The sequence below is a fragment of the Aliagarivorans marinus DSM 23064 genome (assembly GCF_000429485.1).
Taxonomy (GTDB): domain Bacteria; phylum Pseudomonadota; class Gammaproteobacteria; order Enterobacterales; family Celerinatantimonadaceae; genus Aliagarivorans; species Aliagarivorans marinus.
Genome location: NZ_AUBY01000025.1, coordinates 43,027 through 65,924, shown reverse-complemented (window position 1 = coordinate 65,924; position 22,898 = coordinate 43,027). Strand labels below are relative to the sequence as shown.

Below are 22,898 nucleotides of genomic sequence, written 5' to 3'. Positions count from 1 at the left end.
GACGACCTCACATCCCAACTGAGCACAGTAAACTTGAATACACCGATAGACTTCTTTCCCTACATTATTTCTCAATATCCTAAATCGGTACTTGGGCGTCCAAACTATGTGATATTGACACCGCCAAAATACGTGTGATGCTTGCTTGTATCTGCTCATGTTATTTGTCCTTTTGACTTCGCTAAAAATCAAAGGCGCATTTAGCATGAGCGGGTCTTCAGGCAAAGCCTCACCGGATGATAACCACCTACTGAAGTAGGTGGTTTAGGGCCGAAAATAAAAAACGGGGCGCAAAGCCCCGTTAGTCAAGGTTAACCGGCTTGGCGGTCTTCCAGCTTGCGCGCCCGGCGCTTCATTGCAGCTTGATAGCGGCGCTTGGCGGCTTCGGTTTTTGGCTCGAGCGGCGGCACGGCAACGGTTTTACCCTTTTCGTCCACCGCAACCATGGTGAAGTAGCAAGAGTGGGTGTGGCGCTCTTCCTGAGTTTTCAGGTTTTTGGCGACCACCCGAATCCCCACTTCCATGGAGGTATGGCCGGTATAGTTCACCGAGGCCGAGAAGGTGACAAACTCACCAATCTCCACCGGGCTCTTGAACAGTACCTGATCCACCGACAGGGTCACTGCATACTGACCGCTGTATTGAATAGCGGTGGTGTATGCCACTTCATCGAGTTTCTTAAGCATGGCGCCACCATGCATCTTTCCGGAAAAGTTGGCCATCTCAGGGGTGACCAAAATATTCATCTCAGTTTGAGATTTATCCATTACTGCCTTCTTAAATTCGATTACCGCTGCAGGGCGTACTTGTCCATCAACGCATAAAGTGTGGGACGCGTCACACCCAGCAAATTTGCTGTATTAGACACGTTTCCATCGCTTAAGGCCAGTGCTTTCAGTACTGCCTGCTTCTCTGCCTGCTCCCGCACCTGACGCAGGTTAAGCGCCATTTTCGGTTGCTCTTCATCACTTTGTAGATTAAGTGCCAGGTCGTCGGCAGTGATGAGTTTGCTATCAGCCATGATTAAGGCCGACTTAATCTTGTTCTGGAGCTCACGAATGTTGCCCGGCCAGTGGTAACTGCTCATGGCCACGATGGCGTCTTCTGAGAAACCAACCACATTGCGCTGCATCTGCCGGTTAAAGTTGTGCAAGAAGGCGCGCGCTAGGATCACTACGTCTTCGTCACGCTCACGTAGAGGCGGGATATTGATGGTCATCTCGCTAATACGGTAGAACAAATCCTCACGGAAGGCCTTTTCCTGAACCATCTGAGCCAGATTCTGGTGAGTCGCGCAGACAATCTTCACATCCACCGCGATCTCTTTACGTCCGCCCACCCGCTCTATCACCTTCTCCTGCAAGAAGCGCAGGATCTTGGCTTGTAGCAGGAAGGGCATATCACCAATCTCATCAAGGAACAGGGTGCCGCCGTTGGCGCACTCAATCTTACCTTCGGTGGTTTTATGGGCCCCGGTAAAGGCGCCACGCTCAAAGCCGAACAGCTCACTTTCCAGCAGATTTTCGGGGATCGACGCACAGTTGATGGCAATGAAGGGCTGATCTTTGCGCGGGCTCTTTTGATGAATCGCACGCGCCAACACCTCTTTACCGGTGCCACTCTCACCCAGCAGCAAGGTGGTCACTTCGGTGGGAGCGATCCGCTCGACCATGCGGCTGACCTTCTGGATCTGCAGAGAGCGGCCCAAGAAGCCATTTTCATCCAGTGAGCTTTGCTTGAGCGCTTCGTTCTCGAGCTCAATATTGGCAACGAAAAAGGCCCGCTGGATAATCACCGACATGGTGTCGTCATCGATAGGCTTTTGATAGAAATCGTGGGCGCCCATAGCAATCGCCTTCAGCGCGTTGTCTTTGTCCTCGTTGCCGGTAATCACGATGATCTTGGTAAGCGGTGCAAGCTCGAGGATTTCTTGAAGGGTAGCTAGCCCCTCGCTGGCATTGGCAGGATCCGGCGGCAGGCCTAAATCAAGCGTCACCACCTTGGGCTCATGGCGGCGTAGCGCGGCAATGGCGCTGCTGCGATCCTGCGCCATCACGATTTGATAATCGCTGAAGCTCCATTTCATCTGCTTTTGAATGCCCGGGTCGTCTTCCACGACCAGCAGTATTTCCTTTGTCATTCTCGCATTTCCTTTGCAATAGGACGTTCGCTATCAACAGAACGCTCGCTATCAACATTACTTTGTGGGAGGTGGAGAGTAAAGGTTGAGCCCTCCCCTTCCTCGCTGAACACATCTAGGCGTCCACCCAGTTCTTGAACATAGCGCTTCGCATCGTAAGCGCCGATCCCCATACCTGCATTGCCTTTGGTGGTATCAAAGGGCTTAAACAAGCGCTCGGCGATAAACGCCTCAGACATGCCGATGCCATTGTCGGTGATGGCTAAGCGAAAGTAGCCCGGCTCTGCCGCATCCACCGAGATCACCACCCTTGACTCACTCTTGTCCGAAGCCAAACAGGCATCCACCGCATTTTGCAGCAAGTGAGACAATACGTTACTAAAGCGTTCTCGCTCACACTCAATCGGCATCAAGGCACTGGGGTTGCACGCTAAGCTAACACTCACCACCCCCGATTCACGCCGGCTGATCACCTCTTTGACGAGCTCACACAAATCAACCCGCTCCAAAGCCTGCTGATGATGGCGCTGATTGCTCAGATGGGCCACCACTTTGCCCAAGCGCTGGGCGGCAGAATCCACGGTGCTGAAGGCGTCGTCGATAAACTCCGGATTATCGCGGTGCTTAAGCGCATTCTTGCTGAGCAGTTGTAGCTGGGCCAGTACGTTTTTCAAATCATGCACCAAGAACGCCGACATTCGGTTAAAGGCATCGAACTGCTGACTCTCGGCCAGCGCCTGATGAGCATGGTGCATCTGCAAGAACAGCCCAAGCTGATAGCTAATTGCCCGCAGCAAATCCCGATCTTCCCAGTTGATCCGCTGAGTCGAGCTTGGTGGCGATAAGACAAACGCGCCCTCGAAGCCGGCACTGGTCTTAATCGGTACCACCAAGGAAAATTTTTCGAAGCTCTGCAGGTCTTTGGCGCTAACCGATTTGGGCAACAAATCGTGATTGGAGCGCAGCTCACTTAAATCGATGATCCAATTTTGATTCAGCGCCAACTCAGCAAAGGCGTCCAGTACCCGCAATGCCTCTTGGTCATCTTGACGGGTGTTGTAAGAGGCAACCACTCGAAACTCCCCCTGCTCTTTGAGCGCCAACAGGGTGTAGCTGCAACCAAAGGGGCGATTGATCGCCTGCAAGGCCACGTGATAAGGCGACTGAGAGCCCTCTTCCAGCACCGCTGCAAAGTTCATCCACTCCTGACGATATTCATACTTATTAGCAAAAAAGTGTTTGGTGATCTGCACCTTCACCTTCTTGCGAAAGCTCTCCGATAAGAACAGGCTCACCAGTACCAGACCGCTCAGCGCAAAAAATGCGAGCTGCGCCCAGGAGCCCCATGCACCGCCCACATAGCGGATGTAATAACCTACCAGCGCCATCATCAGCAAGTAGCCACCGGCCACCATTAGCAAGGTGCTGTGATAGACCACATCTCGCGAGACGTAGAGCTCGGTGGACCAGTTCTTAACCCGGCGAGCGCTAAGCAACACCAGCGGCACCGAGATCATCGCAATTACCCCTTTAAGACTCCAGAAAGCTAGCGGGATGCGCGCCGTCAGCATGGCCTCGGCGTAAAGGGTAAAGTCAAACGCAAACAACAGGCCTAGGCCTAAACATAGCGGTTTGGTAGCGCTGCGTATCGAGGGTTCAACGCGGCGATATAGCTGCTCAATCAGCCACAGCCCCACCACGCTTTGTGCCAGTTGCACCACTAACCACACCCATTGCCCCGACGAGCCCAGCTGCAGGTTAAAGGCTTGTAGCAAGGCTACCAGTAGCGCAATGCTCACCAAGCGCTGGCGCTTGCTGCTGTAGGAGTTGAAACGCATCACCCACAGCGATGGCGAGGTCGCCGCTAACAACAGCACAAACCAGCCGAGGTTACGTAGGGTCTCTGCAGCCATCACCAAATAAAGAGGCGTGCCCCAAGCCAGCTGCAACAAGGCCAGCACGGCCCACAGTAGGCTCAGCCCCACCGCCAGCAACAGTGCCTGCTGCATACGCTGAGGCTTCACCGTCAATAGCAGTGCGCCAAAAAACAAATAGAGCAGGGCCGACAAGGCAAAGCCGGCCAGTCCGAGTAAAACCACGTGAGCGTCCTATGCTGTGCTTAGGCTTCCGACTCGCTGTCGGTTTCCACCAAGCTGTTGCGCTTCTTCTCGATCATCTTATCGAGGTAGCGAATGATTTTGATCTTACGTAGCACCACTTCTTCCAAATAGCTGGAAACATCCAACAGGTTCGCTTTGATCCGGTTGCTATCGATATCAACGATTGGTGCTTGCTCGCCGAGGATTTGCTCCAGCTCGTTGTTTGCTGCTGACGCAACTGGCTGCTCGGTGCTTTGCTGATTCAGCGAGCCACTGAGCTCACCGCCCATCTCGTCAGCAACCGCTTCCACTGCTTGCATGGAGATGATGTGCAGATCCTCCAAAAAGGCATACAGGAACAAGCGATCGGCAAAGATATTGATCTTACGCGGGATGCCTCTCGTCAGCTCGGAGATCTTGGGGAAGATGTCCTCATCTAACTTGGGGTTGTCCTGCCAGCCCACCTGCTTGAGGCGGTGCTCGATGTAGCCCTGAGTCTGCTCGCCATCGAAGGGCTTGAGGTGACAAGAGGCGATGATCCGCTGGCGAAACTGCTCCATCTCCGGCAGCTCAATAATCGGCTTAAGCTCCTCCTGGCCTAGTAGGAAGCTTTGGAACAGCGGCTTATCGTCGAGTTGAAAGTTCGACAACATCCGCAGCTCTTCCACCGTTTCGGCGGGCAGGTTCTGCGCCTCGTCCACCACCAACAAGGCGCGCTTGCCTTGCTGATGTAAGGTCAGCAGGTACTTCTCAAAGCGCTTGAGGATCTCAGCCTTGTTGAGTCCATCTACATCAATGGCAAACTGCGCCGCCACCAAGCGCACCAGCTCTTCTGGATTCAAGCGGGTAGTCGCGATTTGCGCAGCCACGATCGAGGCATCCACCGAGGCTAGCAAGCTGCGCGCGATGGTAGTCTTGCCGGTGCCTATCGGCCCGGTGACCACGATAAATCCTTCGCCCTGAGAGAGCCCATAACGCAAATAGGAAATAGCCCGCTCATGGTGCGGGCTGGCGAAGAAGAACTTGGGGTCAGGGCTTAGCTTAAATGGCTTGTCGCTAAGCCCAAAAAACGCTTCATACATCTAGAAATTCTTCCTTAGCTGCACGGACAGGCGATTTTCTTGATATTCGCTGCTGCTTACGTTCGATGCACGGTCGGAAAACGCGTAGCTATAGACCAAGAACAGCTCTTCCGCGATCCGCTGGTCGAAGCCAATGTTGAAGCGGTAGTAATCATCATCCTGCTGCTCAACGGTTTGATTCTCCAGCTCATAGCGGTCGTAATCGGCCCCTACTCGAGCGGTCCAGTCACGGGTTAACTGGTGCGAGATAGACAAGCCAACTCCGTAATTGATGTTCTCTGAATTGATTTGATCGCCACTCAAGCGTTTTTGCCTCACATGTCTGCCGCTAAAGGTGTAGGTGGTGCGCTTGAGCGCCAAACTGACACTGGCACTTAATGAGCGACGCAGGCTTAACTGAGTAATATCATCACCGTCGGTGAAGAACTCACGGTCAAAGCTGACCGGCTCTTCGTTGTAGGAGATCGAGGTGGTCAAACGGCGTTTACGATGCTGGAATAAAAACTCATAGGCATCACCAAAGAAGCGTTGCCCATATTCCGCATATAAGGTGGTTCTGGAGGTGGGAGCCCAGCTCAGCGCGGCACCCACATAATCGTCGTTGTCGTTGTCATCACGGGTAAAGTTGTAGCTCAGCTCCAGGTAGCTATTGCGACTAGGGTAATAACGCACAGCAGGACCCCAGCTCTCTTGCTCTCCCAGATCGTTGTTGGCTTGCACGCCTTGGAAGTAACTTTCACCAACCCCCCGCACGAACGGACTCCAGCCCCTGATTTGCTGCAGGCCGAGTTCGCCCTTGTATTTCACGCTTTCAGTTGCTTGGTCGCTATCGCGGGCTTCACGGTAGACGTAGTTACTGGAGAGATCCCAGAACCACGTCTTGGCCTTGCTGCCATTATTGACCGACAGGTTGCCGGAATAACGCTGGCTATCACCGGAACGTTCATCGTCGTAATAGTTGAGGCCGGCTCGAGCGCTGGCTCTGACATCCAGCCAACCACGCGGGTTTGACTCAAACTCAAGTCCAGCATCGACATTACTTTGCTGGACCAGATCGCCACTGACCACATCACTCAGCGGGTTGCTGCTGAAGTCATTGGGAAGGGTTGTCATGCCCGCATCCAAGACTGCGGAAACGCCACTGTTTCCCAGTCCTTTACGCGAGTTAAAGTCGAGTTCGTGGTAGAGCTGGTTCTTGTCCGAGTCGTAGGAGTAAATCGCCTGCTGGGCGAGGTAGTCGAGCGCTAGCTCACCGTCGTTTCCGGTGATGGTTGAGTTGAGGCCTGCACCAATGATGAAGACCTGCCCTGACTCTTTGTCGGCACTGCGATTAACGTTATCGCTATGGATCGCTTCAGCAGAGACCAAGGCCTCTACGTTCACATCAGCAGCAACACCTGCTACCGAGTAACCACATGCTAATAACGCTAAACAAACCCGACTAAGCGCTATCTTTATCCTCATATCCGTAGCCGTATCCATAGCCATATCCGTATCCATAAGAGCTTACCGAGCCACGCACTGCTTTGTTCAGCACGAAGCCGATAGCAATTTCTTCCCCAAGCTGGCCCACCGCTGCATTCACTGCAGCCAGTTTTGCTTTATCTTGTTCAACCACTACCACCGCCTGGCCAATAAAGTTCGACAGCACTACCGTCTCATTCACCCCAAGGATCGGAGGGCTATCAAACAGCAGGATCCGGTCGTTGTAGCGGCTACTCAACTCTTGAGTAAGCGCAATCATCCGCTCACTGGATAACAGCTCGTTACTCAAGTGGTGAGGGCGACCTGCAGGCATAATCCGCAGGTTTGGAATGTTGGTGGAATAGATGATGTCGCCGACATCATCGGTCTCTCCCAGCAGGTACTCCATCAGCCCGGTGTGCTGACCCAGTTTTAACACCCGATTGATACTGGGATTGAGAACATCGGCATCGATCAACAGCACCGTTTTGTCTTTTTCCAGTGCCAGACTCAACGCCAGGTTGATCGAGGTAAAGGTCTTACCCTCTTTCGGGTTGGCGCTGGTGACCATAATCATATTGCGCTTATGCTCTGGGATTAGCCCTCGATCTGAGGCACTTTTCAGCAGCTTTCGCTTGATGCTGCGGTACTCATCACTGGTCCGTCGCGTCTGCCTATCACGCAAGTCTGAAATCAGCCCAGCTTCCTCTAATAATTGAGCATCAATATGCAAAGTCGGTTTACTACTAACCTGCGGTTCGGCTTCACCATCAGAAGCAACTGATATGTCGCGCTCAGTCACGTCCTGCTTTGAAAGTTTGAGCTTTTCCATTGCTTTTTCAATCGTGCTCATAGCAGGTTTATCTCCTGAACAATTTGCATCACCGTTTTTTGAAGACTTGGAACTACATTTGCAGCAAAAACCAACGCAAATACGCAAAGTAAGATCATATTTAAAATAACAAAAAGATTTGTTTTGCGCCGTTCGTGCTTTTCCAAGCCAGAAGCAGCAGTCGCAGTAACGACACCTAAAACAGGGAACTCCGTCAGCTGATACAACTGACGAACGTTTGTTACTACTGGATTAATTTGACTCACTAGGAAGGACACTCCTATCCCAACACCAAAGCTGGCTATCAGCACGCCAGCAATCAACAAGGGGCGAGGGGGACCAGATGGTTTGTTAGGAATAAGTGGCGGATCAACAACTCGAAATTTTATGTCATCAGTCGTTTCACCAGCGCTTTGGGAGATAAGAGCCTGTTCTCGACGAGCCAAAAGCTCCTCATACTTAGTCTTGGTTATCTGATAGTTACGATTCAAACCAGTCAACTTGGCTTCTACATCTGGCACTTGCTCAGCTTTAGCTTGCCACTCATCTAAACGCGACTGAAAACGGGCCTCTCTCACTAGCAAAGAAGCGAGCTCACTCTCTAATTCACTAACCTTTATCTTCAACCCCTGATAAACAACAGAATCTTGTAACAAAGCAGTGCTAGCGGTAGCCGAAGTTATCGCTAGTTGTTGCTGCTTCTGGAGAGCAATAATTTGTCTATTTATTTCAACTACATCAGGATGACGCTCAGTGTAACGCAAGTTCAGTTCATCGAGGCGAGTTTGCAGCGCCAGCAAACGATCATCGTATTCAGTACTAACTTGCTCACGAGCCTGCGCAACGATGGCTTCCTCAGATGATAATTGTACTCTGGCGGAAACCAACCTAGTTTCCACCTCGCTGACCTGTAGGCGAGTCTCTTCAAGTTGATTTTGAACCTCTTCTAAGTTGGAGTAGTACCCGCGTTCGCTGCCAGGTAGGAGTCCCGCATATTCTCGCTTGAAATCAGCAAGTCGCTTTTCTGCTTGACTGAGCCTAGTCTCGTAGTCGTCTATCTGCTGATTGATGAACACAGTCGCTTGATCAGAGTCTAGTCGTTTGGCTCCAAGAGTATTCTCTACAAATACATCTAGCACAGCCTGAACCACACTCTGCACTTGTTTTGGAGAAGAGCCAGTGAACTTTATAGTGTAGAGTCGTTCTTTATCCGACTGAGCAATTTTTATATCTGCCTTGAGACTATCAAGTAAGTCCAAATACTCTTGACTTGTACTTGCATAAAGATCCGCATCACTAGCTCTTGCAATTTTCTCTAGATTAGAGCTGCTTAGTAAGGTCCTAACCACCAACGCCAATTCTTGTCCAGGGTCGGTGTCCAAGGCTAACCCTCTCAATAACGGCTTAAGCATCGAGCGAGTATCAGCATATACTCGAGCTTCGGAAGTATATTGGTTAGGCATCATGGTGACCATGACCCAGCCAATGGGACACAACAACCAAGTAGCGATAAGAATATAGCGGCGCTTTAGCCACACCCCTCTAAGGTAGTGGAGCAGATCATCCAGTTGTTCTTGCATCAACAGCGAAGCCTCTAGAACCACGATTCAGGAATAATAATGATGTCGCCCGGCAAGATGTCGACATTAGCATTAATATCCCCATCCTGAATCAAACGGGCGATCTCAACTCGGTAAGACAGTTGCGTGCCGTTTACCACTCGCACTAAGGTCGCTGCATCGCCATTGGCAAACTCGGTCAAACCGCCGACAGCAACCATCACATCCAACAAGGTCATATTCTCGCGGTACGCAATAGCCTGCGGTTGAGACGCTTCACCAATCACCCGCACCTGTTCGCTGTAAGGACCGAAGAACTCTTCCATGCTCACGGTCACAATGGGATCGCGGATAAACTGCGACAGCACATCTTCAATCTCGCGGGCAACCTGGCTGGGGGTTTTACCGGAGACCTTAATGTCTTCAACCAAGGAGGTGGACACCATTCCATCGGGTCGAACAATAAAGGTGCCTGAGATTTCGGGGTTACGCCAAACAAAGATGCTTAGCTCATCACCCGGACCAATCAGATACTGATATTCGGCCGGATCAGAGGTGAGAGAGGGAACAACAGTTGCACTGGGTAGTGGGGGTAAGTTACTACTGCTAGAGCAGGCCACTAAGCCCATAGCGCTCATTAACAGCACCAGCAACGGGCGCACAAATCCTTTCATGTCAGTCATAGCCATATTCCATTACGCTTCTGATTCAAGAACTTAGTTAGTTGTTACACAGTTCTATACGTTCATGATAGTGTGCAATCCGTTTAAAAGTAAAACATTTTAGTAAGTGTTGTTGAAACTCTCGGGTGCTTAGTTCAACATGCTGTTTATAGATTGCATGAACCTTCACAATTGGCTAACTTTATACGGCCAAGTTAATCTTTATTAATTAAAGACTTATTACAGACTCCAGTTGGTTTCAAGGAAGAAGCGTGGCAGGAACAAAGTTTCATAATCTGGATCCGGGTAGCCGGGCTATCGTCGTTACCGAGTTTTTAGTACTTACCGGCATCATGATGATTGCCATGGAAGTGCTGCGACTTTCCGGTACAGCTACCCCTGAGTATTTCAACAGCAACTTTATTATTCAGCTGTTTTGTTTCGTACTCCCTATTCAATTATCCATATTAGCAGTAGGTTTATATAACCAAAAAATTCGCGAAACTTTCCGCGGTGTAATTCGCCGATTAGTGGTCAGCGTTGCGTTGGGATATTTTGTATCTTCAGTTATTTACGTTATTTCTCCGCTGACTGTAGTCGATGGTAACTTCCGCGAATTCTTGTATGCGGGTGCAATGATCGGCCTCACCTTTACTCGCTTCTTCGCGCTCAAGATGCAGTACGAACATTTAGGCCGCAAGCGGGTGTTAGTGCTGGGAGCCGGTGAGCGCGCCAGCATTATTGAACGGCGGATGCGCCGTAAGGCAGACCGAGTCAGCTTCGAGCTGGTTGGTTTTGTTAAAATGCCCGGAGACTCAGCAGAAGGCATCAAAAGCGAAACCCTGATCGAACTCGATCAACCCATCGAGGCCTACGTGCTCACCAATGGGATTGAAGAGATCGTGATCGCCGCCGACGAGCGACGCACTAACCTCCCAGTAGACAGTTTGTTCCTATGTAAACTGCGCGGCATCGAGATCACCGACATCATCGACTTTATCGAGCGCGAGTCGGGGCAGATTGCAGTTAACCTTATCTATCCATCGTGGGTTATCTACAGCAACGGCTTCCAGTCCACTAACTATCTGCGCAGCTCGCTGGATTGGATCTTCAATACCGTGCTCGCAATGGTGGTGTCACTGCTCACCTGGCCGATGATGCTGCTCACCATTATCTTCATCAAGCTGGAAGAAGGGCTCAAAGCCCCGGTGCTTTACTCTCAGGAACGGATCGGACTGAACGGGCGCCCATTCAACATCTACAAATTCCGTAGTATGCGTACTGACGCAGAGCGGGATGGTGCCAAGTGGGCGCAAAAAGAAGACCCTCGGGTAACCAAGGTGGGTAACTTCATTCGTAAGTATCGAATCGACGAGCTGCCTCAGCTATACAATGTATTTCGCGGCGATATGGGCTTTGTCGGTCCGCGGCCCGAGCGCCCTGCCTTTGTCAAAGAGCTGGTGCTGAACATTCCATACTACAACCAACGCCACAACGTGAAGCCCGGGCTCACCGGCTGGGCCCAGCTAAAATACCCCTATGGCAGCAGTGAAGCGGACTCGCTGGAGAAGCTGAAGTTCGACCTTTACTACATCAAACACCGCAGCTTCTTACTGGATCTACTGATCCTGGTGAGAACCGCTGAGATCGTACTCTTCGGTAAAGGACGTTAAGTAACTCAGATGCAGACACAGGTCACCAACGGGAGTGGTCGCTAATGGCTGGCCAACATTCCGATAAAGCAGCGATGACTGTAGACGTGGAGGAGTACTTTCAGGTCGAAGCCTTTAGCAATGACGTGCGCCCCTCGCAATGGCAGGCGTTTGAAAGCCGTTTACGCGGGCAGATTGACTCAATCTTGGAAGTGTTCGACGTCACGGCCACCAAAGCCACCTTTTTCACGCTGGGATGGATTGCCGAGCATCACCCGCAAGTCATCAAAGATATCTTGGCTCAAGGCCATGAACTGGGTAGCCATGGTTACATGCACCAGCACCTGTCCAAGCAAAACCGCCAACAGTTTAGCGACGATATTCGCAGTGCCAAGGCACGTCTGGAAGACCTGACCGCTCAGCCTGTAGTCGGCTTTCGCGCGCCCTGCTTTTCGATATCAGCAGACAATGAGTGGGCGCACGATGAGATCCTCGCGGCCGGATACCGTTACAGTTCCAGCAGCTACCCAATCAACCACGACCTGTATGGCGTGCCCTTGGCTCCCCGCCATCCGTATTATCTAGAAAATGGCCTGCTGGAGATCCCAGTGACGACCACTCAACTGGGTAGCCGCAGCATTCCCATCGGCGGAGGCGGCTACTTCCGCCTATTGCCATACTGGCTGTTTATGGCACTGCAGCGCCGCGCAGACAACCAATTGGGCCCGATCAATTTCTATACCCACCCTTGGGAATTTGACCCCAAGCAACCACGGATTAAGAGCAACGCCAAGTCCTCGTTCCGTCACCATGTCAATCAAGGCAGTGCCCTGAGCAAGCTACAACGGCTTTGTGGCAGTCGCCAATGGCTGAGCATGAGTGAGATCTACCTCAATCAGCAATACCCCACCCTCAGTAGTTGGCAGCAGGTGGCAAATGGACTCTCACACGCCTAGTTTACACTTCAAGCTGATCAGCGACGCTGCCGCCTTTGAGGCCTTGCAGGGAGACTGGGAGATGTTGCAACAGCGCAGCCGTGGCAGCATCTTTATCAGCTATGCCTGGTGCCGGCATCAGTTCCATAGCAGCCCAGCTCCACGGATTATTTGCGGCTACCACGGGCAAGATTTGGTATTTGCCTTGCCGTTACAAGAGCGGATATTAAGCAGGAAGTTTCGCTTCCCCAGCTTGCAGCATCTGTGTCAGTTGTTCTCCGATTACCACGAGTGTCTGCTGGATCCCTCTATCGATATCGCGGCGTTTTCTGCAAGATTCTGGGACTATTTTCGCGCCAGCAAACTGCCACAAACCTTGGCCATCGACTTGCTGTTACCCGGATCCGCACTCGAGCAGATCCTCAACCATCAACCCGAGGACTATCGCGGCCACGCACTTCCCGACTACCCCACCCTGCACTGCGCCTTCGACAAGCTCAAGCTCTCCTCCAAGCTCAAACGCAATGCCCGCACCCGTAGAAAACAGTTAGAACAAAGCCACCAGTTAGAGATAAAGCTGCAGCAGCCGCTGACTGAGGATGCACTAGAGCGTGCCCTACAACTCAATCAGCAGCGCTATGGCGAGAACAAACTAAACCAAGCGGGCTCCCGCACAGAGGTTCGCGCGTTGTTCCAACAGCTAGAGGAATCACTGGAGTGCTCCTATCTGTGCATCGACGGCGAGATCGCCGCCATCCATGTGGGCTTCTTTCACAATGGGGAACTGCTGCACTATCTCACCGGCTTCGATAACCGCTTTAGTCGTTTTGGGATTGGCATCATGTTGCTACTGGCCATGCTGGAGCACTACCAGCAACAGGGGCTTTGCTCAGTTAACTTTCTGCGAGGGCTGGAAGAGTACAAACAGCGAGTGAGTACCCACCAACGCTACCTAAGCGGCAGGCTCTGTAGCCAGCAGGGACAAGGGCTACTTCGCGAGTACCTGTTGCGGCTGTGGCTGCGCCGTCAGCATCAACAACATATTCAGGATCACAGCCACTACCAACGTTACGCAATCGTACTGGCCAATGGACTGAATGGCCTCGGCGCGATTAAATCGCTGCATCAGGCTCGTATTGGCAGCCTGTGCGTCTTCCCCTCCCCCAAAGACACCGGTGCCGCTAGCCGCCATCCGGCAGAGAAGCACTACCTGTCATTCAGCCCGGAGTGGGAGACTCAGCTACTGGAGCTATTGCGTAAGCTCGCCACCGACTATCGCACCCCGCTGCCAATCTTTGCCTGCTCCGATCGGGCCGCGAATTTCTTGCAGAATTACCGCGAGCAACTGCCCAGCAATGTGCTTTGCCTGGTGCCCGGCTCCGAGCTTATCGAACAGCTCAACGACAAGAGCCAAGAGCTTCAGCTGCTCGCCCCCACCTCGGTCACCCTGCCCGAGTCGGTGGCAGAGCCGCTCGGTGAGCGTCCGTTTGATGCGCTACCGCTGCCGATCATCATTAAGCCACGCAACTATCCCGACTACGCCTTGCTCGGTGCCAAAAATTATATCGCAACCAATAAGGCCGAGTTGGAACAGTTCTATCAACGCTTTAGCGGCCAGTTCGATCACTTTATCGCGCAAGAGGTGATCCCCGGTGGTGATGATGCCCTGTGGGTTTGTAATGCTACCTTCGATGAGCAGCATGAGATGATCTCGGCCTTCACCTTCCAGCGCCTTGGCACCTCCCCCTCCCATTTTGGCGTCACCTCCTCCGCCTACAGCAACGACAATGCCGAAGTGAAACGCCAGGTGGCAGAACTTGGCAAGGCACTGGGCTATGTGGGACCGGGCATGTGGGAGTTTAAGTATGATGCCGAGCGGGATCGCTACTGCTACATCGAAACGAACCCTCGGCTTGGGATGTGTAACTGGTTTGATTCAGCGTGCGGGGTGAACAATCTATTTAGCGGATACCAAGTCCTCACAGGGCACTGCTACGCAAAGCTACCGAAACAGAGGTTGGGATACTATTTTCTGCATACCATGAGCGATTTCACTGCGCGTATCGAAGATCGGGAAGCCATTAGCTCAGTGTTAAGTGTTTATCGGCAGATATTGTCTGGCCCTGTTGTTTGGGCTATCTATTCTCACGATGATCCATGGCCAGCCACTAGAGAATTATTTCGAGCTCTAATAACGTTAACTCGGCGAATTTTTGTGGGTTTAGCTAGAAAACTCAATCAGCGCTTCACTCTAGCCAAAGGATAGAAAACCGCTGCGGATCCGCTGTTTGAATACTTCGATATAACTCAGGTATTGGATAAATTGATAAGGCTCCTCAGGAAGAGGTAAGCGAGGGAGTGCATAAAGAGAATCACCCAAGCAATGAGTTCGCGCCTCAGTTGAGACAGCACCAGTAAAACCTAAAGACTCGATCAGTTGTTGATGCTCAAAATTGAAATCCCCGCCCCGCCCTGTCGGGTAAGCAAAAGTACGTCCTATCTTGCTAAGGTGTGCTGTTAACCATGTATAAGAGTGCTGAACTTCCCACTTAGCCTCAACGGCCTCGAGTTGACTTAAAATCCTATGCGAATGGGTATGAGCACACACCGTGTGTCCTTGTTGGATAAACAACTCAAGCTGGCTCAGTTTAGCAGGGCGATAACCAGCTGGAGGCTGTTTCGGGTAGGGTATTCCAAGCAACATATATTGATGCTCCAGCCATGGGTAAATGGCCCTCTGATCCACTCGCTTCAAGCGATTACGTAGGGCTCGCAACTGGTCCTTGTGATCCAATGTTGGTAGTACTTCAAATACCCCCCCTCCTGGTAGCTTAAACGCTGATGGTAAGCATTCAGCCCGCTGAAACAAGTATTTCAACTGATCATCCCAGGGCCAAAGCTCCTCTGCAACAAACCCAGAGATAACAAAGCAGGTAAGGGGCACTTGGTACTTAGCGAACAGCCCCCCCGAATCGACTATATTGTCAACAAACCCATCATCGACAGTAAATACCACCGGCTTTTTTGGAAGTTTTTGCTGACTACGGCGGCAATGGAGTAACTCATCTAGCGAGATCGCTTGATACCCCTCTGACTGCAAATAAGAGAGACACCACTCTAAGTACTCCGGTTGATGCAAATGCTCTTGGCCTGGCGCATTATCTCCGGCGACTCTATGCAGCACAAAAATCGGACAGAAGTCCCCCAACCAACCATGTATCGGTAGCTTCTGCGCCCAATGTAACCAAAGAGTTTTACCCTTTAGTATCACGATTACTCTCTATATTGACGCCGAGCCATCCCATGGCCTGAAATTGTATGTTTAAACATAACAAGGTCCACAGCCGTTCACAATCGTGTTCTGAGTAGGGGGATGATACCCGCTCGCTGAGCCATCCTTGTTCAACAAGCTTAGCGACTGACTCGGCTAGTGGCTCCGCCAGCCACCTTGAGAAGGGAACATTAAATCCGTACTTTCTGGCGTAGATTAAGCTTGGTGAACAAAACTCACAGGCCAACTCACGCAGTAATGGCTTTACTTCCAAACTGGTATCACGACGAAAGTTTTTGAAAACAGATAGCTCTGAGCGCCCAAAGTACTGGACATAACTAAGCTTGGATGAAAGCTGCAGCATCTCTTGGTTCGAGAAAGGAGTTAGTACCTTTACTCCCCAGTGACTGGCTGATGACTCTATCTCAACCATGTGTTGATAAACATCAAGAGACAAAGCCATCTCTTGGCAGCGATAGAACTGCATTTGCTCATCCATAGGCTCAGACCAGGCAAAAACATTCGTAGGCTCGCCGTGGCCAAGCCCCAAGCGCTGGAGCAACTCAGAAAACCCCTGATAGTCAGAGCAAGCGAACAAATTAAGGCCTTTTTGCAAAGGCGAGGATTCTCGCAGATCCATAGCCACTCGAAACTTCCCTCCTATCCGACGAATTAGCGGAGTAACAGCATTGGGTATTAGCCAGTTCAAAATCCGTGTATAGCGACTATCAATCAAACAACGCCGAATCGTATTACTACCGAACAGGGTATCTGCATACTCACCGTAGACAACCAAACCATGCTCCGAAGCTAACCGCTGAATACAGGTATCTAGCACTATCGAGCTAAAGTTTCGCACTGCTCCACCTGTTGTATTGACTAAGCGCGACAAGACTTCAGGTACAGATACAGGATCAAATTCAACTAAACGCTGCTCAACCCCAATGGCTGCAGCCAACTGCTTAGCACGCTCTAACTCAGGATTACTTCCCTCTTTCCAATAAGGTGTATACGCTAAAACTCTATCAAACACTTGTTGAGCCAAAGCACAAAGCAAAAATGAGTCGACCCCGCCACTTAGTAACACTGCGACTTCTTTATGTTGGGTGTAAGCCCGCTGATATTGGAGCAAAATATTCTGTTTGATTTCGTCTTTTAACTGCTGGTCACTATAGCTGGAAGCGTGGGGACGTCTCAGAGGTTGATATCGATTTAGACTGCGCTGTTGGAACTTTCCTTCGGGACAAATACATAGACATGAATCAACAGCAAGCCCGGACAGATTGGTGAGTAGGGTGTGCTCACAAGGCTGTACTCGATACAATAAGCAGGCATCCAATCCCGGCTTACTTACTTGCCCCCCATAGGTAAAAAGAGGATCTCGCCAGTTGCTCGAGATCAGCGAATATCGTCCACAGTCTTGATAATAGAGTTTTGAACTACTGCAAACATCGCGAAATACTGTCAGCCCCCGATCAGGCTCACTGTAAACACCACAATAATTACCTAGCTGATCCTCAATACACTGAATCCCTTTGGCAGCAAACTGCTTCAGCAGATCTTCACAGTCACAATCAATAGGTAACTGACTCAACGCTATCCAACGACCATCAGCAAGCTCAGCGAAGTATTTTGCTGCGACGTAAACTTGAGCGCTGGATACAAGCTTTCCATATGGCTTCCAGTCCTCACCATCAGGCCGGGGGCCACTTTTCACTATACAGATCCGCATCACCACTCACGCACCTTCTGCCATGATAATTCTCCTAACTCAGTGAACAAAACTGCCAATTACCATCGCTTCGACAGCACATCTGAAGTACTCTCCAAGCCAGTCTGGCTACACTAGTTGGTTAACCACGTTACACGCGTCGTTTTGCTGTACTGCAGCCGGCTTTACCATAGCGACGAGAAAACCCAACTCCCGACAAGCTCTTCTCACTAAACACAGTAAGGCATCTAGCCCAATATTGGATACCCTAAGCGCTTTAACATACTCCCTGCGACCTGATTAACCACAGCGATTTGCTCTGAAGAGAGTTTATCGACGCTTTGCTGATTCATGTTCTTTAGGCCTTCCTTGCGCTCGTGGATGGCAAACTCAGCCCCTTCGCTAAGGGTGGGGAAGGGATCAAGACCAACAAACGCGGCGATCTGATCAAGATGGTATTGCGGGTTCTCCATCAGATCTTCATATTTGACCAATAGGAACTTATCCAGCTTCTCGGCGTACTCCAGCATCAGCTGGTTGCTGCGCGCCCACTGCCAGGCGGACTTCTCGATGGGCCAGCCTTCGGCGATGGATTGCGGGTCGCCCTTGCGTGAGATCCCCTCGGCCACCGCGTAGCCATCGCGCACAATGCCGACAAAATGTGGGTTCTCAAAGTGCTTGGCCAGCCACAGCATTCGGGCGGTGTTCGGCGGCGATTTCTCTACCAGCACCGGCTTGCTAAGGTCGAGTCGCATGCCCCACTCTTTCTTGATGCGTAGTACATCCGGGCCCTCGTCGTTTTCATCCAAACAAAACACATCTTCCCGATCGACCCACATGCGGGGCACGCCCATCTCATAATCTTTGGGGAACTGATCGGTGATAAAGTGCCCTTCGGTGGGCAGCGCCGACATCTGCGGGTGGCGCCCCATGAGATCCGATAGCAAGGTAGTGCCTGAGTTGTAGCAGCCCACCAGGAACAGCCACTTATCCGGCTTGGGGGTCGGCTTTAAGCCAATCTTCACTTCTCGCAGAATATTGCCGAGCGCTTCTCGCGAGACTTTGCGCAGGCGGGTTCCCTTCATCACAGCGCACAACCCTCCGGTGGTTGATAGTTAAACTTGTCGATAATAAAGGCCTCGCGTTTGGCCACCAGCGCTACCGACTCATCGTCGTAGTAATCGCTGGCGGAGCTGCGCGAAGAGATATTGGTTTTGGTGTTGACCATCTCAGCCAGCTGTTGCTGTTTCTGCTGATCCAGCTCCACCTCAGCCTTGTCCAAGGCTTGGTAGAAGTCGTCGCTAAGCTGCTCTTGGCGAATAAAGAAATCCACAAAGCCATGCTGCTCCCAAAGCTGTTGGAGCCCCGGCAAACTGGCATCAACGCCCGACTGATACATCTTTTGGTCGATGCTGCTAAAGAGCTTGAAGAAGCGGTAGGACATCAAGCCCGCCTCAGATGACAGAGCGCTAAAACCGTAGCCCTCGCCCACATCCAAGGCCCGCTCAGGGTCGAACATTAACTTCAGCCAGCGGCGAAAGGCCTCCACATCACGCGAGTCGCTGTAGACCTCGCGCCAGCGCTCCACCGGGATCGACAAATCATGCCACGCCTGCCGCGCGGTGTAGCCCCAGCTAAAGGCTGGCAGGCCCATTTCGTTGGGCAGTTGATGGCGATAGTAGGGCCAATGCAGCTTACGGCCGGTTTGGGCATACACGCTGCCCTTGGCATCGCAGCCATAGCCCCACAACGAGACATACCAGTCCCAAGGGTTACGAATCGAGCCCAACACAAAGCGGCTTTGAAGATCAGCGGGAATACGATTGTGCTTACCGATTTGCTCTCCCTGCAAACAGTGGCGCAACAACTTCCCTATATGACTGCACGCGGTCTTATGCATCTCTGCATAAACCAAAGCATCCGAGACAAACATTCCTTTTAAGTCCCACAATGAGAGTAGATAGCATCCGGCTGATGGTGTAACTTAGCCCCTAAGGGACTTCAGGCTGATGCAGATGTTGATAAGGGATTTATATCATCGTTGCTGTTCCAAGGAAACGCGCTTTTGGTTATTTAAACTGCGCAACCCGGAACATTTCAAAAAACTAAGACAGGTAGTCTACCCCTCTGATAAAGGGGACTTTTCTCTGGCACCGTTCGGTGAGAAGCAGAGTATCTTCGTGCATATCACCAAATCGGCGGGCACATCGGTAGCGCTGTCGCTGTTTGGCAAACTGCCCTACCACTATCGCGCCTGGGAATACCGGGTGATCTTTGGTCGGCGGCGCTTTAATCAGTACTTCAAATTTGCCTTTGTGCGCAACCCTTGGGATCGCCTCTACTCGGCCTATAGCTATCTCAAGGGAGGTGGCTGGAACGACGATGATCGCGCCTGGTCGCAGCAACATCTTACCGACATCGACGATTTTGAACAATTTGTGCTGGAATGGCTGACCCCAGAGCGGCTGTATGCCCATATCCATTTCTGGCCCCAGTCTGACTTTATCTACGATGAGAAAGGTAAGTTGTTGATTGATTACGTAGGCTATTTTGAAGACATAAACACTGACTTTAAACAAATAGCTAAGCAGCTCGGCATACACACCGACCTCTCTCATACCAATAAATCTCAGCGACAGGGCTATCAAGACGTCTACACGCCCGAGGCAATTGCCAAAGTAGCCAAACTGTATCAGCAAGATATCCAACGCTTTGGCTATGAGTTTGCTAGCCATCGTCGTCAGCAAGTCATCAATGGAACACTGCGCAATGAACAATAAACCTGGCTTATTACTCGTTGCCAATTGGGACTCTGATGTTGGCTATGCCTGGTGGTTAATTGAAGGCTTCTGGGCAAAGATTGCTGAGCATCTTGGGCAGCGATATCAGATCTACCTAGCCTACCCAAGTATCTCCAAAGTCCCCAGCGTCATTCAAGCTGCACCTATCGAGCTTGTTGAATACAACTGCAAGGACTTTAGCCCCAGAAATATCAGCAGCCATCTTAGCTGGCTGCGTAAGCATCGGATTGAAGTCATATACTTTACTGACCGCCCATTTATTTCTCCCTACTACCCGCTGTTTCGTATGGCAGGAGTAAAGCACATCATTAGCCATGACCATACCCCGGGCGAACGCTCTCCGAGCAGGGGATGGAAGAAACTGGTCAAAATCCTGTTAGCTCGCAGCCCAGCCTCCGTCGATCTTGCCATGGTAACCACCGACTACCTGCGTCAACGCGCCATGGCCACCGCTTGCATTCCCGAGCACAAATGCAAGGTCGCCGCCAATGGCATTGCCCCCGTACAAGTGAACCGCCAACTCAGCCGCGAAGAGCTAGGCTTACCACTCGAAGGCAGACTGATAGTCACCGCAGCCAGAGCCAATTACTACAAGGGCATCGACTTTGCCATTGAGCTGTTTGCGCAAGTTGCCGAACTGCACCCCGATTGCTACTACCTAGTGTTAGGCGACGGACCCCATCTAGATGACTTTAAGGATCAAGCTAAAGAGCTAAGCTTGGCAGAGCGAGTCATCTTTAAGGGGCGCGTTGAAGGTGTAGCCAACTACTTACAGCACTGCCAAATAGCAGTTCATCCCTCTAAAGGAGAAGTTGGCTATTGCTTGGCGATCTTAGAATACATGCAAGCAGGATTACCAGTAATGGTGCCAAACAACCCAGCAGTTTGCGGAGCCACTCGCGATGGGGTAGATGGTCTGCGTTATCAACAAGGGGACCTCAGAGATGCCCGCTCCAAACTGCTTCGCTACTTGGATACTCCAGACTTGGCTAGAGAACACGGCCTGCAGGCTCGTCAACAAATCACGCAACAGTTCAGTCTCGAGCAAACACACAACAGCTTGCTTCAAGCCCTACGCCAGCACCTTTAAGCAGCGTTGTCAGTAGCTGGGCGTTAACGCGCCCGACTAAACTTGAATAGCGGCTGCCCTAAGGAGCGACAACCAAGCAGGTATAAACTCAGGCTACCGACAACTAACATCACTAGGGCAAACACACAACGTAACAACCAGGAGTAATCATCCAACACAAACTCATTAATCAGGATGCATCCGACCAAGGTAGCGGTAGCAGTCAAAACATAGTGCGCCGATACTCCCATCTGTACAAGCTTCCGAGTGATGGGCAAGGTCAATGAAAACATAATCAACTCTGACAAAGTCACCGCCAATGCACCGCCAAGAAAGCCACCAAGGGGAACGAATATCACCAATAGAGCAGTGACAACGGCAGCATGAACATAACGCAGTTTTGCCAGCATACTAGTGGTACCAGTGATAAAGAAGGCGGTGAAACAGTAGGTGGTCAACCATTGTACAGAGGCTCCTACAGCCAGAATGGCCACTGCATAGCGGGCATCATGAAAGGCTTCATCGGCCATAACCTCTATCACCAAGCCGCTGAATAGAGCAGTCCCCAACCCCATAAAAAACAGAGCCATGGTTACTCTATGAAAAATTAGTCTATAGGTATTTTGATAGTCTGGATCTTGCTTGTAGATTTTGAAACGCTCGGTTTGCCACCAGTTAGAGAAAGGCGTCCAAGTAAACAAGGCAATCAAGCTAATAAATCGCATAGCTAGAGCAAATAGACCGACATCGGTCAGACTGGAGAAATAGCGAATAAACAGTTGATTTGTGCTAGTCATATAGAGCATGGCCAACCCAGACAGCCACAAAGGCCAACAGAAAACGAACAGCTGGCGAAGTATATCAGAACGAAAATGCATACCTACATCACGTAATATCCAAGCCGTGAATGCAAGAGCCAGCAGTCCGTTCGCAACCAGCCCTGAATAGACCACCCCTAGCACACCCATGCGTAAATAAACCACAAGAAGGATGTTAAAGCCAAGTTGCATCAATAGCTTAATCAGAGCTACCGCGACAAATAGTCTCGCGCGATTGTGCAAGCGCAGATACATCATGCCGAAGCCTTCAAGACCTGAGAACAATAGGTTAAGGCTATACCATTGTAATAAATGAGTGTATTTGATATCACCCAGTACCCATGCGGATACCTGCTGGCTCGAAGCGTAAAACAAAGTGCAGACTAAAGCACCGACGACCAAGGTGGACGATAGAGCACTTGAGACTATTGCTAGCTTCTCGTTTTGCTCATCAGTATTGAAAACAAACTTAGGAACAGCGTGTGCAACCCTTGCTCCCAAAGCAGCCTCAAAAACCCCCAAGCTGATCACCATTAGTCCGATAACCCCATAGTCCTCAGGAGTGAGCAGTGAGGTATAGATAGGCAACATAACAAAGCCCACCAGCTTTCCCAGCAGCGAGCCTATAAAGTAGATTGAAATATCAGATTTAAACAACTTTGTCAGCATAATGCTTCCTATCAATCTGAGCCAGTGGCTAGTTGTTTAGCCAGAAATCATAACGTTTAAAATCAAAGACTACACATCAATAAAAAATATGAATTGTCAGTGCGATGGGGATTTGTTCGGGGACATGTAAGCCA

At 51.0% G+C, this 22,898-nt stretch carries 19 protein-coding genes; 5 read left to right on the top strand and 14 right to left on the bottom strand.

Translation table 11 applies throughout. The annotated features are described in order from the left end of the window. From G461_RS25880 to G461_RS0111795, 9 genes are all read right to left on the bottom strand, one after another. A partial coding sequence (locus G461_RS25880; RefSeq protein ID WP_211236271.1) for a transposase occupies positions 1-159 on the bottom strand: 159 nt, incomplete at its 3' end. 152 nt (positions 160-311) lie between these two features. Next, positions 312-767, bottom strand: a complete 456-nt coding sequence (locus G461_RS0111830) for an acyl-CoA thioesterase (RefSeq protein ID WP_026957787.1) — start codon at positions 765-767, stop codon at positions 312-314. 20 nt (positions 768-787) lie between these two features. Beyond that, positions 788-2,140 carry a PEP-CTERM-box response regulator transcription factor gene (gene prsR / locus G461_RS0111825; RefSeq protein ID WP_026971987.1) on the bottom strand — a complete coding sequence of 451 codons (1,353 nt, stop codon included), beginning with the start codon at positions 2,138-2,140 and terminating at the stop codon, positions 788-790. Further along, entirely contained in the window at positions 2,137-4,239 is a 2,103-nt protein-coding gene (gene prsK / locus G461_RS0111820) for an XrtA/PEP-CTERM system histidine kinase PrsK (RefSeq protein ID WP_026971986.1), read from the bottom strand. Before prsK ends, prsR begins: the two co-directional genes overlap by 4 nt. Before the next feature lie 20 nt (positions 4,240-4,259). Beyond that, a complete protein-coding gene (locus tag G461_RS0111815; RefSeq protein ID WP_026971985.1) occupies positions 4,260-5,321 on the bottom strand; it encodes an XrtA/PEP-CTERM system-associated ATPase in 1,062 nt (353 codons plus the stop codon). After that, the gene (locus G461_RS0111810; RefSeq protein ID WP_169727253.1) at positions 5,322-6,785 is read right to left on the bottom strand and encodes an outer membrane beta-barrel protein; all 1,464 of its coding nucleotides are present in this window, start codon (positions 6,783-6,785) and stop codon (positions 5,322-5,324) included. It abuts the gene before it with no gap. Next, the gene (locus tag G461_RS0111805) at positions 6,763-7,638 is read right to left on the bottom strand and encodes an XrtA-associated tyrosine autokinase (RefSeq protein WP_026971983.1); all 876 of its coding nucleotides are present in this window, start codon (positions 7,636-7,638) and stop codon (positions 6,763-6,765) included. Before G461_RS0111805 ends, G461_RS0111810 begins: the two co-directional genes overlap by 23 nt. Then, entirely contained in the window at positions 7,635-9,197 is a 1,563-nt protein-coding gene (locus G461_RS24070) for an XrtA system polysaccharide chain length determinant (protein WP_035480129.1), read from the bottom strand. Before G461_RS24070 ends, G461_RS0111805 begins: the two co-directional genes overlap by 4 nt. Positions 9,198-9,211: 14 nt before the next feature. Next, entirely contained in the window at positions 9,212-9,859 is a 648-nt protein-coding gene (locus tag G461_RS0111795) for an XrtA/PEP-CTERM system exopolysaccharide export protein (protein WP_425393822.1), read from the bottom strand. A gap of 251 nt (positions 9,860-10,110) precedes the next feature. Between G461_RS0111795 and G461_RS0111790 the strand changes: the two genes are divergently transcribed. From G461_RS0111790 to G461_RS0111780, 3 genes are read left to right on the top strand one after another with little or no spacing between them, the layout of a single operon-like run. Continuing rightward, entirely contained in the window at positions 10,111-11,511 is a 1,401-nt protein-coding gene (locus G461_RS0111790; protein WP_084429173.1) for a TIGR03013 family XrtA/PEP-CTERM system glycosyltransferase, read from the top strand. Between the two features lie 44 nt (positions 11,512-11,555). Continuing rightward, a complete protein-coding gene (locus tag G461_RS0111785; protein ID WP_026971980.1) occupies positions 11,556-12,446 on the top strand; it encodes an XrtA system polysaccharide deacetylase in 891 nt (296 codons plus the stop codon). Next, positions 12,427-14,691 carry a GNAT family N-acetyltransferase gene (locus G461_RS0111780; RefSeq protein WP_026971979.1) on the top strand — a complete coding sequence of 755 codons (2,265 nt, stop codon included), beginning with the start codon at positions 12,427-12,429 and terminating at the stop codon, positions 14,689-14,691. The genes G461_RS0111785 and G461_RS0111780 overlap by 20 nt, the downstream gene beginning before the upstream one ends. Here the strand turns inward: G461_RS0111780 and G461_RS0111775 are convergent. The 4 genes from G461_RS0111775 to G461_RS0111760 all read right to left on the bottom strand — a co-directional run bounded on the left by G461_RS0111775 (position 14,677) and on the right by G461_RS0111760 (position 19,271). Further along, positions 14,677-15,696, bottom strand: a complete 1,020-nt coding sequence (locus G461_RS0111775) for a polysaccharide deacetylase family protein (RefSeq protein ID WP_026971978.1) — start codon at positions 15,694-15,696, stop codon at positions 14,677-14,679. The genes G461_RS0111780 and G461_RS0111775 overlap by 15 nt on opposite strands. Next, positions 15,680-17,413 (bottom strand): asparagine synthase-related protein, encoded by a 1,734-nt coding sequence (locus G461_RS0111770; protein WP_169727252.1) that lies wholly within the window; start codon positions 17,411-17,413, stop codon positions 15,680-15,682. The genes G461_RS0111775 and G461_RS0111770 overlap by 17 nt, the downstream gene beginning before the upstream one ends. A 242-nt stretch (positions 17,414-17,655) precedes the next feature. Then, on the bottom strand, positions 17,656-18,492 hold the full coding sequence (locus tag G461_RS0111765) for a sulfotransferase family protein (protein WP_026971976.1): 837 nt from the start codon (positions 18,490-18,492) through the stop codon (positions 17,656-17,658). After that, positions 18,492-19,271 carry a hypothetical protein gene (locus G461_RS0111760; protein WP_157360295.1) on the bottom strand — a complete coding sequence of 260 codons (780 nt, stop codon included), beginning with the start codon at positions 19,269-19,271 and terminating at the stop codon, positions 18,492-18,494. Before G461_RS0111760 ends, G461_RS0111765 begins: the two co-directional genes overlap by 1 nt. Before the next feature lie 316 nt (positions 19,272-19,587). Between G461_RS0111760 and G461_RS24065 the strand changes: the two genes are divergently transcribed. Both G461_RS24065 and G461_RS0111750 read left to right on the top strand, forming a co-directional pair. Continuing rightward, positions 19,588-20,187, top strand: a complete 600-nt coding sequence (locus tag G461_RS24065) for a sulfotransferase family protein (protein WP_051333530.1) — start codon at positions 19,588-19,590, stop codon at positions 20,185-20,187. Continuing rightward, positions 20,177-21,298 carry a glycosyltransferase family 4 protein gene (locus G461_RS0111750; RefSeq protein ID WP_026971974.1) on the top strand — a complete coding sequence of 374 codons (1,122 nt, stop codon included), beginning with the start codon at positions 20,177-20,179 and terminating at the stop codon, positions 21,296-21,298. The genes G461_RS24065 and G461_RS0111750 overlap by 11 nt, the downstream gene beginning before the upstream one ends. Positions 21,299-21,321: 23 nt before the next feature. Here G461_RS0111750 and G461_RS0111745 read toward each other — a convergent pair whose 3' ends face one another. Continuing rightward, positions 21,322-22,764, bottom strand: a complete 1,443-nt coding sequence (locus G461_RS0111745) for a lipopolysaccharide biosynthesis protein (RefSeq protein ID WP_026971973.1) — start codon at positions 22,762-22,764, stop codon at positions 21,322-21,324. Positions 22,765-22,898: the final 134 nt, after the last annotated feature.